General features: G+C 40.4%; 14 protein-coding genes. 12 read left to right on the top strand and 2 right to left on the bottom strand.

Translation table 11 applies throughout. From position 1 onward, the window contains the following. Positions 1 to 173 precede the first annotated feature (173 nt). Genes NSQ61_RS06615 through NSQ61_RS06605 form a run of 3 tightly spaced genes read left to right on the top strand, consistent with a single transcriptional unit; the run spans position 174 to position 2572 of the window. Positions 174 to 929, top strand: coding sequence for a prolipoprotein diacylglyceryl transferase (locus NSQ61_RS06615; RefSeq protein ID WP_340806428.1), 756 nt, complete (start codon positions 174 to 176; stop codon positions 927 to 929). After that, positions 919 to 2331, top strand: coding sequence for a radical SAM protein (locus tag NSQ61_RS06610; RefSeq protein WP_340806426.1), 1413 nt, complete (start codon positions 919 to 921; stop codon positions 2329 to 2331). Before NSQ61_RS06615 ends, NSQ61_RS06610 begins: the two co-directional genes overlap by 11 nt. After that, positions 2324 to 2572 carry a hypothetical protein gene (locus NSQ61_RS06605; protein ID WP_340806424.1) on the top strand — a complete coding sequence of 83 codons (249 nt, stop codon included), beginning with the start codon at positions 2324 to 2326 and terminating at the stop codon, positions 2570 to 2572. The genes NSQ61_RS06610 and NSQ61_RS06605 overlap by 8 nt, the downstream gene beginning before the upstream one ends. A gap of 126 nt (positions 2573 to 2698) precedes the next feature. On the opposite strand, the gene NSQ61_RS06600 is transcribed toward NSQ61_RS06605, so the two are convergent. Then, on the bottom strand, positions 2699 to 3250 hold the full coding sequence (locus NSQ61_RS06600; RefSeq protein WP_144597989.1) for a hypothetical protein: 552 nt from the start codon (positions 3248 to 3250) through the stop codon (positions 2699 to 2701). 84 nt (positions 3251 to 3334) lie between these two features. Between NSQ61_RS06600 and NSQ61_RS06595 the strand changes: the two genes are divergently transcribed. From NSQ61_RS06595 to NSQ61_RS06585, 3 genes are all read left to right on the top strand, one after another. Then, positions 3335 to 3937 (top strand): TetR/AcrR family transcriptional regulator, encoded by a 603-nt coding sequence (locus tag NSQ61_RS06595; protein ID WP_340806422.1) that lies wholly within the window; start codon positions 3335 to 3337, stop codon positions 3935 to 3937. 105 nt (positions 3938 to 4042) lie between these two features. Further along, positions 4043 to 4966, top strand: coding sequence for a hypothetical protein (locus NSQ61_RS06590; RefSeq protein WP_340806420.1), 924 nt, complete (start codon positions 4043 to 4045; stop codon positions 4964 to 4966). A gap of 99 nt (positions 4967 to 5065) precedes the next feature. Further along, the gene (locus tag NSQ61_RS06585) at positions 5066 to 5365 is read left to right on the top strand and encodes a hypothetical protein (protein ID WP_340806418.1); all 300 of its coding nucleotides are present in this window, start codon (positions 5066 to 5068) and stop codon (positions 5363 to 5365) included. A gap of 561 nt (positions 5366 to 5926) precedes the next feature. Here NSQ61_RS06585 and NSQ61_RS06580 read toward each other — a convergent pair. Next, positions 5927 to 6634: a DsbA family oxidoreductase gene (locus tag NSQ61_RS06580; protein ID WP_340806416.1), complete on the bottom strand. Its 708-nt coding sequence runs from the start codon at positions 6632 to 6634 to the stop codon at positions 5927 to 5929. A gap of 387 nt (positions 6635 to 7021) precedes the next feature. On the opposite strand from NSQ61_RS06580, the gene NSQ61_RS06575 reads away from it, so the two are divergent. From NSQ61_RS06575 to NSQ61_RS06550, 6 genes are all read left to right on the top strand, one after another. Next, positions 7022 to 7399 carry a hypothetical protein gene (locus NSQ61_RS06575; protein ID WP_063389541.1) on the top strand — a complete coding sequence of 126 codons (378 nt, stop codon included), beginning with the start codon at positions 7022 to 7024 and terminating at the stop codon, positions 7397 to 7399. Next, positions 7383 to 7580, top strand: a complete 198-nt coding sequence (locus NSQ61_RS06570) for an RNA polymerase sigma factor (protein ID WP_340806414.1) — start codon at positions 7383 to 7385, stop codon at positions 7578 to 7580. Before NSQ61_RS06575 ends, NSQ61_RS06570 begins: the two co-directional genes overlap by 17 nt. Next, on the top strand, positions 7522 to 7920 hold the full coding sequence (locus NSQ61_RS06565) for an RNA polymerase sigma factor (protein ID WP_445659458.1): 399 nt from the start codon (positions 7522 to 7524) through the stop codon (positions 7918 to 7920). The genes NSQ61_RS06570 and NSQ61_RS06565 overlap by 59 nt, the downstream gene beginning before the upstream one ends. Positions 7921 to 7970: 50 nt before the next feature. Beyond that, positions 7971 to 8126 carry a hypothetical protein gene (locus tag NSQ61_RS06560; RefSeq protein WP_339199857.1) on the top strand — a complete coding sequence of 52 codons (156 nt, stop codon included), beginning with the start codon at positions 7971 to 7973 and terminating at the stop codon, positions 8124 to 8126. A gap of 408 nt (positions 8127 to 8534) precedes the next feature. After that, positions 8535 to 8987, top strand: a complete 453-nt coding sequence (locus NSQ61_RS06555; RefSeq protein ID WP_340806411.1) for a MarR family winged helix-turn-helix transcriptional regulator — start codon at positions 8535 to 8537, stop codon at positions 8985 to 8987. Next, positions 8984 to 12109: an MMPL family transporter gene (locus NSQ61_RS06550; RefSeq protein WP_340806409.1), complete on the top strand. Its 3126-nt coding sequence runs from the start codon at positions 8984 to 8986 to the stop codon at positions 12107 to 12109. The genes NSQ61_RS06555 and NSQ61_RS06550 overlap by 4 nt, the downstream gene beginning before the upstream one ends. The last annotated feature ends 50 nt before the right edge of the window (positions 12110 to 12159 follow it).

The following is a 12159-nucleotide window of genomic DNA, read 5'->3' as shown; positions in this document are numbered from 1 at the left end:
TGAACAAAAATCAGCTTTCGAAAATATTTGCCGGCGCTTCCATTAGTTTAGTTGAGACGGGGAAAAAATATAACTGCTGCAACCAAAATTTTTTGTAATGTTTAAAATATTAAAACAATAAATTCATATTTTTTGATATGATGAAAGTAAGGTTTTGCAAAAAGAGGTGTAAAATGGATTTTCCTGTTTATATACGTTTGGGTCCTGTTTCGATTCATCCGCATTTATTTTTTGAGACTTTGGCTTATTTTGTCGGTTTCAGAGTTTACTTGCATACGAGAAATAAAGAAAGAATTCCGCTTGATAAGGCGATGTGGGTCGTGATCGGTGCGATAGCCGGGGCTGCGTTAGGATCAAAGCTCCTGTATTGGCTTGAAAATCCTGTTGAAACGCTGAAAAATGTGACGAATCTCAACTATTTAATGGCCGGGAAAACGATCGTCGGTGGATTGCTGGGAGGATTGATCGGAGTTGAAACCGCAAAAAAGCTAATCGGCTGGAAGCGCTCGACAGGCGATGATTTTGTCTTACCGCTTATTATTGGCATGAGCATTGGCAGGATAGGCTGTTTTTTAACCGGCCTCTCAGACCATACGCACGGCACCCCAACGACTTGGGTGACGGGTGTTGATTTTGGAGACGGCGTGCCGAGACATCCAACTCAAATATATGAAATTGTCTATTTATGGCTGATCGGTTTTTTCGTTCTATACATAAGAAAAAAGAAAACAGCTCCGTGGGAAGGGTTTCTGTTCCAGTTTTTTATGGTTTCCTATTTGCTGTTTCGCTTTTTTATTGATTTTATCAAGCCGACACCTCACCCGTATTTTGGGTTAAACAACATTCAGTTAGCAGCTTTCGTCGGATTGATGTACTATTTGTTCCTTATAAGGAAAAAAAGAAGGGAGAAATTTCAGTATGCCAAATAGACCATACATTTTCTATGAATTAACGAACAGCATTTGTTCAAAATGTTTGCGGAAAACGGAAGCAAAAGTCATATTTGAGAATGATCAAGTTTTTTTAGTAAAACATTGCCGTCATCATGGAAGAGAAAAAGTATTGATCTCAACCGATATCGAATATTACAAAAAATGCCGTGAATTTTTGAAGCGTGCAGAAATGCCGTATCGCTGGAATACCTCCATTCAATACGGGTGCCCGTATGATTGCGGCTTATGTCCGGATCACGAGCAGCACAGCTGCTTGGCATTGGTGGAAGTTACGGATCAGTGCAATTTGCAATGCCCGATCTGTTATGCGGAGTCTTCCCCGAAAAAACAGAAATGGCGCCCACTAGAGGAAATTGAGAAGATGTTTGATGCGATTGTGAAAAATGAGCGGGAACCAGATATCGTTCAAATCAGCGGCGGTGAACCAACGATCCATCCACAGTTTTTCGAGATATTAGAAATGGCGAAATCGAAGCCAATTAAGCATATAATGGTGAATACAAACGGAATTAAAATTGCCCAGGACAAAAAATTTGCTGAAAAGCTGGCTCGCTACATGCCCGGATTTGAAATTTATTTGCAGTTTGACAGTTTTGAAAAAGATGCGTTAATCGATCTGCGCGGAGTAGATTTGCGTGCAGTCCGAGAGAAGGCAATAGAACATTTAAATGAATACAACATTTCCACAACATTAGTTGTCACGTTAAAAAAAGGTGTAAACGATCAGGAGGTCGGAAAAATCATTAAATACGGTCTTTCGCAGCAGGCAGTCAGGGGAGTCACCTTTCAGCCGGTGCAAATTGCCGGAAGAACAAAAAATTTTAACCCTGCAACTGACCGATTAACGTTGAGCGAAGTTCGCAGCATGATTATCGAGCAATCGGAGGTTTTTCAAGCAGACGATATTATTCCCGTCCCTTGCCATCCTGACTGTTTGGCTATGGGGTATGCGCTGAAGTTAAACGGGGAAGTAAAGCCTCTGACGGGTATGATCGATCCGCATATTCTCCTTGAAGGAGATCAAAATACGATCGTATTTGAACAGGATGAACAATTGAAACATAAAGTTTTTGAGCTATTCAGTTTAAATCATTCTCCCGGCTCTTCCGCGATGTCACTAAAAGATTTATTATGCTGTCTGCCGAAAGTAGCGATACCGGAAAATATCAGCTATAACAATGTGTTTCGTGTAATTATTATGCAATTTTTAGATGCTTATAACTTTGATGTTCGTTCAGTTAAAAAATCCTGTGTTCATATTGTACATCACGACGGCCGCATCATTCCGTTTGACACGTATAACTTGTTTTACAGGAACAGCCTTGAAAACCGGCTGAAAGAAATTCAAACAGAAATGGCGATGACTGTGCATGAATGAGCATACAAAAAACATTTGGAAAGGCATCGGTATTGTGCTTCTTTTACATGGACTATTGTTGATTTTTCCGATTACGATCTTTTTTATCGGTTTTGTTCAGGTGATTTATATCATTCCAGCAGTCGTGATCGCCTTAATGAAAAGAAAAACAGCGATTGCTCAAGGAATACTGATCGCAGCTGGGATTACGTTTTTAGTGAATACTGCATGTTTCGGAGTGTTTATGATGGGATGGTACTAACGTAAAGAGTTTACAAACATGGTATAAAAAGCTGTAAATAAAACTTGTAGAGAAAAATATTGTCCTTCTCCACAAGCTCTGTAGCGCTAATCTAGGGGAAAATGGTCAAATTATAGGATTACATTTTTAACTTTCATAATGCCCTTTCGCCTCTTTTTTCGGCCATATTGTATAGCTGAAGCTCCATAAAAAATCGATAAACAGGATGAACGTCCATTTTGCAGAAAATGATAAAAGTGCTTCTGTTTTCTGGAAATCGTTGACGAAAAGAACCATGAACAGGAGAAGTGCATTCCCGATAATCCATGCTAGAAGGTGGCGGTACCAGCCTTGCCGTTCATAAGCAGCATGCTGTTTTCCGAATTGAGGCCGTTTGTTTGGCCGCTTTCCTCCAGCAAATCGGTAAGCAAACTGTTCATCCGCCCACTGAATCATCCGTTTGCCAAATGCAACCGAAACCCCAATATATACAGCAGACAATCCGTGTACAAAATGAGCTGTTGCGCCGTCTTTCAAATCGAAAACCGTTGCGATGATTAAAACAAGATCGATAAGAGGCGTACACAATAGAAGGAGCGACCCGATTTTTTTCCAGCCTAGAATATATCTGGCGAATAATCCGGCGCCGACAAATATCCAAAACAAAATTTCGCATATGACAATGAGCCAACCGATCATGATTCCACTCCTTTTTAAAACACACGTATTAAATAAAAATTTAACACAAGTGTATTAAAAAAACAACCATGATATAATAAAAATATGCCGAAAAAAGTGGATCACGTAAAACAAAGAGAAAAAATTGCTGTAGCGACATGGAATGTCATTGCGAAAGGCGGGATGGAAAAAGCAACCGTTCGCAATATTGCGAGAGAAGCAGGAGTTTCCGTCGGTTCATTAAGACATTATTTTTCAACTCAAGCAGAACTGCTGTCATTTGCAATGAAATTGGTGTCGGAAAGGGTGAGTCAACGAATTAACGAAATTGATTATTCTATGCCGCCGCTTGATGCAATGAAAAGGATGATCCGGGAGGTTTTGCCGCTTGAAGATGATACAAAGAAAGAAATGGAGGTATGGTTTGCTTTTACCCAGAAAGCTCTTTCGGAGCCGGAACTTCAGCCTTTAAGCAAAGAAGTATATCTTAAAATGCGTTATGGATTTGAACAGGTCATCAAGACCTTAGTCAAACTTGATCTTGCGCGGCCGAATATCAATGTAGAGCTGGAGGTGGACCGTCTGTATGCGCTGATCGATGGCTTGGCCATTCATGGATTAATGCATCCGGAATATTTATCTAATGAGATGATCGAATCCATTTTGGACAGTCACTTAAAATCTTTGTGCAAACAAGAGGTTTTATAATGGTTTCCGTCGAAACTAAGAATATAAATCAAACAAACTCGCATCCGCAAAAAAATGAAAGTTTAGGAATCCTTTCTAGCTTCTGATATAAAAGGAGGTGGGAAAATGGTTCAGCTTTATTACACAGATCAATTCAGTTTTGCACCTATTGTGGCTCTGCAGCAATCATTGAAAGAACATGAGAAAAAACAGTCTATTGTCGAAAAAATATATGAATCCAATCTTGGGGCCCAATCAGAAAAGGACAACATAAAAGATTTGAGGAAGGAAGCGCTGGCACACGGATCTGTTCTGAAAACAATCACGTTAAAAAGGGGGAAGTCAAACGCTCTAATCGTTCCTTGGAAATCAACTAAGTTCTACGCGAAAGCAAGGGGGCGGGCAGGATTTGGGCGTTTTGACCGCCTAGGTGAAAAAATTGATGATCTAGCTTCAGAATATGTTTATTTAAAAAACTGGATTGAAGAAAATTTTTTTGGTGAACAACGAAAAGAGCGGCTCGACAAACTCGATCATTTTTTTCAACAAAGCATCCAACAGTTAGCTGATTCTTTTTCAAAATCAGTTGGCGGCTTTTTTGTGAAGCATGGTCTCCCAGACGTGAAAGAGGAGATGTATAACGATATTTTAAAAGCTTATGAACAGCGCATCGAACAATATACATCTTTTTTACGCAAGCATAAGGATTATGCCCCAATCGACAGAACGGATGGTGAACAGCTGTTAAGGGGAAGCCATACTTTTAAGTTGGAGGCGCTCCGCCAACAATTTTTACAGAAGGAAAGCGCTTTAGAAACCGGCGATCATTATACAATATATGATTTTGAAGCGGCTGGGTCCTTTTATCAAGAAGCGGTCCGAACAGAACATGGCTATACGGCTTCAAAAAGCGAAGAACAAATCGGGATTGAACTCGGATTATTAGGGATGAAGCTGGAAGCATTGCTTCATACACCATTGTCTGAAAAAATGCGCGGCAACCTTGAGCATGTATACCATTCATATATCCAAAAAACGATTGAATCATAAAACCGCTTCCAGGAGGAAAAGAGGGAAGAAGCATATGGACGGAGCAAAAGGGCTTATTCCATACTTGATTCGAAAATCATCGATGACATTATTTCAAGCATGAGAAGGCACGCAAAAGAAAAAAATATAGATCATGTCTTTTTGCATATTATACCGTCTGCTTACGTTTCATATGAACAAAAAACAAATGATGCGAATTGGAATGATCTTGTCCGTTATCATTCCTCAAAAAACGACTGGGACATGTTTTTTCAAAATGATTGGTCGGCGCATCATGCGTATTATCCATTTACTTACAATAATCTTATCAACAATTGGAACTCTTTTATAAATAAAACAGAGGGTCTATTGGATATGAAATTTGATCAAGAGGCGGTCATTTTTGAAGCGAGAATTTAATTTATGAAGAAATGGATAATCAAACATTAAATGGAAAAAAGTCCGTTCTTTGAAATCATTTACAATGTTGCGATGGATGAAAAATTCATAAATTTGAAGGGAAAATGGAGATCCACGTCAAAATCCCAGTATTTTACCTCTAGGCCTTTGACGTGGATTTTTTATTTCGGGTGCAAGTGTAATAAAATGGAAAGGTCTTTGCATCATTCAAGAAAAAAGGAATAGCAGATCAACAAGAAAAATAGTTAAACGATTCATCACCGTTATGAAGACATAATGAGCAGCCGCACCGCCTAAATTTCATAGTTTGAGGAGTAAAGTAAGAATTGTTCCTCTAAAGAAAACTTGGGAAGGTTAGTCAATGTAACAAAGGATGTATACATTGATAACCTGACGATTCGGTTCTTTTATATGTGTTAACAAACGAATTTAAGTAAATAAATTAAACAAACTTTGCGATGTGAGCAATTGACAGATGTCATGAACTGAAAGAAATGCAAAAGGAGGACACGTCGTTATTGATGACCGTTGTTCCTCCTGCCCATTTGCGGTCAAAACGAATTACATTTCACAGCTCTGATCGTTGCATAGTCCTCCGCCATCAGCTGCCAGTGGTTTGAGCGGCGAAGAAGAGTTTTCTTCATCCCATATTTTTTGAAAGCTTTTCAAAAATACTTCTGTTGGCTGCGCCCCAGAAATGGCATATTTGCGGTTGATGACGAAAAACGGCACACCTCTGACACCGAGACGTGAGGCTTCCTGTTCATCCTTTCTAACTTCCTCTTCCAATTGACCGCTTGAAAGCACTTGCTTGACTTCGTCGCCATCCAAGCCGATTTCTTCTGCGAGTTCAACTAAAACTTGATGGTCACTGATTAATTTCGATTCAGTGAAATAAGCATAAAAGAGCCGTTCGTGCATTTTTCTTCCTTTCCCTTTTTTATCCGCATATTTCGCTAATCGATGGGCATCGAACGTATTTGTTGGCTTCATTTCCTCGAAGCGAAATGTCAATCCGACGGACTCTGCCTGTTTGGCAACATCGTTATTTGCCCGCTTCGCTTCCTCAACGGAAATGCCGTATTTTTGAGCAATGATTTCATGGATGGAAAGATCGTATTCCTTTTTGGCGGTTGGATCAAGCTCAAAGCTGCGGAACACGATTTCCGCTTGCTCCTTGTGCTGAAACAGCTCGAGCGCTTTTTCCATACGCCGCTTTCCGATATAGCAAAATGGGCAAACATAATCAGACCATATTTCAATTTTCATGTTTTCACCTTCTTTTATCAATCAATCGCACATCCATTGTATCGAATGAAAAGAAACAACTTCAACTTTTTCGACTTGACAGAAAGAAACAGGAAAACTTCATTTTTCATAAAACATTAAAATGATTGAATCTGTTTCGGACCTATGACGTTTGCGAAAAAAGCGTGAGATTTATCTGCAAGAAGATGTAAAATGTTGATCAACGGAATGGAATCGGAGCGTTTCATGTAAAACGGCCAGCGAAACATTAGAACTAACAGCGATTTTGTTAATATTACAGATGAAATCAACCTGAAGCCTTTTTATTAAAAAATTACGGAGAAAAATGAACTTTTTCCTTTCACGATTTGTATAAACAAATGAATGATGGGAAAGGAGTTGACAATTATGCCTGTAACCGGCTGGGTAATCAGTTCAATTGTAGGCGGAATCATCGGAACGATTTTCGGTGTTTCGATCGCTTCTTTAAATAAAAAGGTCGTTCGGGATCGATGGGGAAACATCGATTTTAAAAAAACCGATCTTTATTTCTATTGGACCCGTTGGGATACGATTACGGTTATATCCGCAATTTATTCATTTTGCTGCCTCACAGGACTCTTTATCTTTCTAATAAGGGGAGATAACATTAACAGTCCTGTCATTCAATTTTTCCTTCATCAATCGTTTATGTTTACTTTAATGACGTTTCTTTGGTTCATCGGAAGAATCCTGTATGTGTTCAAAGGAATTAAAGAGCGGTGGTCAGATGAATTTAACAGATGAAAAGCTCATGGAAAAATTTCAAAACGGTGATACGGAAGCTTTGAACGAGCTTTATGAACGATATCGAGCACCGCTTTTCCGCTTTATTTACCGTTGTACACTTGACGACCAGCTTAGCATGGATGTCGTTCAAGATGCATTTTTTGAAGCTGCAGCAAAAAAAGCATTACTTTTCCCCTGAAAAAGGTAGGCTGAAGACATATCTTTTTCAAATTGCTTATCATACGATGATCAGCAAAATAAAAATGAGAGCAAGGTGGCACCGTCTTCTTCCGTTTTTATATAAAGAGCCTGTCAACATATCCCGTTCCGATGAAAAAATGGAGGTCGAGCGGATGCTTCAATCGCTTTCAAACGAACAGCGGGCCGTTATCGTATTGTTTTATTATCATGATCTGTCACAAAAGGATATTGCGCGCATCTTAAACATTCCTTTGGGCACGGTGAAATCAAGGCTGCATCAAGCGGTTCAAAAAATGAGGAAAGAATGGGGGATCGAATCTGATGGAAAAGGATCGTGAAATTTATAAATTATTAAAAAAAATATACAGTGGAAATACCGGATTTTCCAATGAAAAAGTCAAAAATGGAGAAGCTTGCTAATTGGCTGTGTGAAAAGGCTTCATTTCCGATTCCTGAAGAACGAATCACCTTTAAAGGAATGGTATGTATTCAGGTTATTCCAATTGTTGTTTCGCTAGCTGTTTCGGTTTGGATGATTTTGTGAACCGATGGATGGGATCATCTTTGCAGGTTGATCCCTTTTTCCATGAATTGCTCGCCGTTTAACTGACACTTGAAACAGGAGCTTCTCAGTTCTATAACGAAAGCATTGAGAGTGCAACGGACAGTCCTGCCTGCTGCTCGGCGAATCTGCTCTTAAGTGATGCGGATCTTTTACAGTATGAAAGCTTAGCTCACACAACATTTTTTCTATGCTAAGAACATATTTTAGAGAATGGAAACTAGCGTTCAGTCATGGGCACGCCAGGGAAGCCTTCATATTATTGGAATGCACCTTTCACGCGTTTGAAGAAGAGGAAGTTTGCCAATTTTCATACAAATTGATTGACAGGTTGATAGTTAAATAGTTTAATAGTTAAATAGTTGAACTATTTAAAATAGGGGGCAGACAATGGATCGAAAAAAAATAGATGAATTGATCGAACGGTATATTAAGGTTTCGTTCATTGTAACGAAAAGAGCGGAAGAACTTGTGAAATGTGAAATTGATCCAGATATCACAAACGAACAACACTATCTTTTGCGCTATATCCATCAAAAGGAAAGGTGCACTTCAACAGAACTAGCTAATGTTTTTCGAGTGAACAAAAGCGCGATCACAGCGATGATTAATCGGCTTGTTGAGAAAGGATTTGTTCGGCGAATTCGCGATGAAAAAGACAGGAGGGTCATTTATTTGGCTTTGACTGAAAAAGGGAGCAATTTGTTTGCAAGCACAGAAGAGAGAGTTCATAAAGTTGTAGGATCGTTCATAACAAAATTTTCGGAGGACGAGATCGAATCGTTTATTCAAACCTATGAAAAATTGGCAAACATATTGCTTGAACTGGAGGTTGAGTCATGAGGGCAATCCTGAAAGGAAAATGGTTTGTACTCATTTTATGGCTTGTCGCTGTTATTGGTTTGCTCTTTACATCGCCAAACATGGAGGAGCTTGTGCGCGAAAAAGGGCAAATTACGGTTCCGGAAGGTTATTCCTCTTCGATCGCGAATGACATTTTAAAAGAAATTCAGAGCAAAGAGCATTCAGGAGATCTAATATCAGTCGCCCTTGTGCTGCATAATGAGGACGGGCTGACAAAGGAAGATTGGAAAGAAGCGGAACAAGCTGTAAAACAGCTTGAACAACACAGCGAGAATTTACGGATTACAGAAATTGTTTCGCCTTTTCATCAAGAGGAGTTAAAGGATCAGCTTGTTTCAAAAGATAAAACCACCATCTTGACGTCAATACAAATGGAAAGAGACGGAAGAACGGCAAAAGAAATGACATCCGCTCTTTATAAAGTGATCGATCATATTTCATTGGAGCATTATTATACCGGCAGCTGGATCATCGATGAAGACGTTATTGTCAGCTCGCAGGAAGGAGTGAAAAAAACAGAAGGCATAACAGTCGTGTTTATTTTGATCGTCTTGCTGATCGTTTTCCGCTCGCTTATAGCGCCATTTGTGCCGCTCTTGACAGTCGGCATTACATATTTGGCATCACAGTCAATTGTCGCCTTTTTAGTTGAAATGGTGAATTTTCCATTGTCCACTTTTACGCAAACATTTTTGGTCGCCATTTTGTTCGGGATCGGTACAGACTATTGCATTTTACTGCTAAGCCGCTTTAAAGAGGAGCTTGGCAAACAAGAAAGCCGAACTGAAGCGATTATAACAACCTATCGCACGGCTGGAAAAACTGTGTTTTTCAGCGGTTTAGCCGTTATGATCGGCTTTGCGGCGATCGGATTGTCATCATTTAAGCTTTATCAATCGGCTGCGGCAGTCGCTGTCGGAGTCGCCATCCTGCTGGTAGCACTTATGACGCTTGTTCCGTTTTTCATGGCTGTGCTTGGCCCGGTGTTGTTTTGGCCAGTTAAAGGAAATCTGGAACATAAACAGAGCAAGCTATGGGACTTTGCAGGACGTTTTTCGTTCACCAGACCGCTTGTTTCTTTAATCATCGTAGGAATTATTACCCTCCCAGTGCTGCTTTCCTATGACGGCAAGCTGTCGTTTAATTCCCTTCAAGAAATCGGGGATGATTACGACTCTGTCAAGGCTTTTAATATTATTTCGAAAAGCTTCAACCCAGGCGAAGCGATGCCGACAAAAATTGTGATCAAAAATGATGACAACATGAATAGGACGGAATATTTTGCTTTAATTGAAAAAATAAGCAGAAGCATCGAAAAAGTTGAAGGTGTCGAGACGGTCCGCTCAGTAACGAGACCGACAGGCGAACAGATCGACCAATTATTTGTGACAGAACAGGCGAAAACGCTGAAAGACGGAATTGGTCAGGGAAATGAAGGGCTTGAACAAATCAGCTCCGGTTTGAATGAAGCGAGCAAAGAGCTTTCTGCATCATCTCCGAAATTAAAACAAGCTACAGACGGTATTGAAGCGCTCGTTTCCGGAACAAATGAATTAAAAGCCGGCGTCGATGAACTTGAAAAAGGGCTTTCGCAAGTTAAACAGGGGATCGAGAGCGGATCAATGGGGGCCGGTGACATAAAGAAAGGGCTTGAGACCGTTCAAAACAATGCGAAAAAGCTGCAATCCGGCGCAGAACAGCTTTTGAAAGGATACGAAACAGCCGGAAGCAGTCTACATTCATTGCTGAAACAATATCAACAGATGGAATCACATCTCGGTCAATTGTCAACACATTTATCCGGCATGAGTGAATCTTTAAACCGCATCGAACAACGACATCAGCAGCTTCAGCAGGATGCTGAGTATCAACAGGTGAAAATGGCAGCTTCCCAGCTTAGTGAGCAAGTAAAACAAATGAGAAGCGGATTTCAGCAAATTAACGGAGCGCTTCAGCGAGTGACAAATGGAATAGAGCAGGCGAACCGTTCATATTCTGAATTACTTTCAGGTCAAAAAGCGCTCGTTAATGGAATGGGAGAGCTCATCAACGGGCTTGATCAGCTGCAAAAAGGGTTGAATAAAGCAGCGGTTGGACAGCAAACCATCATTTCAAAATTGCCGGAGCTGTCTAACGGCTTAAGCCAAGTCAACAATGGACAGGAGGAATTGCTGGAAGGTTTTTCTCAGCTGGATGGACAAATGAATCAGCTGATTTCAGGCCTTGACAAAAGCGTGGATGGTCTAAATCAAGTAGCCGATGGTCTCGGTTCTGCCGAAAATTACTTATCTGGTCTTTCTTCTTCAAATCAGGAAATGGCAGGCTGGTACATGCCGAAGGAAGTGCTTGAAAGCAAAGAATTTGCGGATGCGAAAGAAGCTTACTTATCGAATGACGGCAAAGTGACAACCATTGATGTTGTTTTCGAGAAAAATCCATATTCAACTTCAGCGATGGATCAGCTTACTGAGGTCAAACAAGCGGTGGAGTTTACCGTAAAAGACACGAAGCTTGAAAATGCGAAAATTGCCTATGACGGGGTTACTAGCATTTACTCCGACTTGAACGAGATTTCAGCAAACGACTACTCCCGCACAGTTGTATTGATGCTGATAGGGATTGCTCTTATATTAATTGCATTGCTGCGCTCGTTTGTCATGCCGATTTATTTAATTTTATCGCTTATTCTAACGTATTACACATCAATGGCGGTGTCAGAAGCCATTTTCGTTCGTCTTCTTGGATACGACGGTTTGAACTGGGCAGTTCCATTTTTCTCATTTGTCATTTTAATTGCGCTTGGCATAGATTACAGCATCTTCCTTATGAACCGCTTCAACGAATACAGAGATTTGCCTGTCACAGAAGCGATGCTTTCAGCTATGCGTCATATGGGAACGGTCATTATTTCCGCCGCGGTCATTTTAGGCGGAACATTTGCGGCGATGCTTCCGTCCGGTGTGCTGTCGCTGCTCGAAATTGCCACAATTGTTTTAACAGGATTATTTTTATATGCTCTTGTTGTACTACCGCTATTTGTACCGGTGATGGTCAAAATGTTTGGTAAAGCGAACTGGTGGCCGTTTATGAAAGAGGAATAAGCGAGAAGGGAACATACGCTTTGTGCGTAGGTTCCCTTATTTGTGCGCCC

Origin of the sequence: Aeribacillus sp. FSL K6-1121, from assembly GCF_038003725.1 — a bacterium.
Taxonomy (GTDB): Bacteria; Bacillota; Bacilli; order Bacillales; family Aeribacillaceae; genus Aeribacillus; species Aeribacillus composti.
The sequence above is the reverse complement of the archived record's forward strand: the minus strand, read 5'-3'. Positions and strand labels throughout refer to the sequence as shown.

Bases quoted from the DNA above. Each gene is read 5' to 3' on its own strand.
- NSQ61_RS06615 (WP_340806428.1), top strand. From the start codon at position 174: ATGGATTTTCCTGTTTATATACGTTTGGGTCCTGTTTCGATTCATCCG.
- NSQ61_RS06570 (WP_340806414.1), top strand. From the start codon at position 7,383: ATGAATTTAACAGATGAAAAGCTCATGGAAAAATTTCAAAACGGTGAT.
- NSQ61_RS06585 (WP_340806418.1), top strand. From the start codon at position 5,066: ATGAGAAGGCACGCAAAAGAAAAAAATATAGATCATGTCTTTTTGCAT.
- NSQ61_RS06560 (WP_339199857.1), top strand. From the start codon at position 7,971: ATGAAAAAGTCAAAAATGGAGAAGCTTGCTAATTGGCTGTGTGAAAAG.
- NSQ61_RS06565 (WP_445659458.1), top strand. From the start codon at position 7,522: ATGTCGTTCAAGATGCATTTTTTGAAGCTGCAGCAAAAAAAGCATTAC.
- NSQ61_RS06580 (WP_340806416.1), bottom strand. From the start codon at position 6,634: ATGAAAATTGAAATATGGTCTGATTATGTTTGCCCATTTTGCTATATC.
- NSQ61_RS06575 (WP_063389541.1), top strand. From the start codon at position 7,022: ATGCCTGTAACCGGCTGGGTAATCAGTTCAATTGTAGGCGGAATCATC.
- NSQ61_RS06605 (WP_340806424.1), top strand. From the start codon at position 2,324: ATGAATGAGCATACAAAAAACATTTGGAAAGGCATCGGTATTGTGCTT.
- NSQ61_RS06610 (WP_340806426.1), top strand. From the start codon at position 919: ATGCCAAATAGACCATACATTTTCTATGAATTAACGAACAGCATTTGT.
- NSQ61_RS06590 (WP_340806420.1), top strand. From the start codon at position 4,043: ATGGTTCAGCTTTATTACACAGATCAATTCAGTTTTGCACCTATTGTG.
- NSQ61_RS06600 (WP_144597989.1), bottom strand. From the start codon at position 3,250: ATGATCGGTTGGCTCATTGTCATATGCGAAATTTTGTTTTGGATATTT.
- NSQ61_RS06550 (WP_340806409.1), top strand. From the start codon at position 8,984: ATGAGGGCAATCCTGAAAGGAAAATGGTTTGTACTCATTTTATGGCTT.
- NSQ61_RS06555 (WP_340806411.1), top strand. From the start codon at position 8,535: ATGGATCGAAAAAAAATAGATGAATTGATCGAACGGTATATTAAGGTT.
- NSQ61_RS06595 (WP_340806422.1), top strand. From the start codon at position 3,335: ATGCCGAAAAAAGTGGATCACGTAAAACAAAGAGAAAAAATTGCTGTA.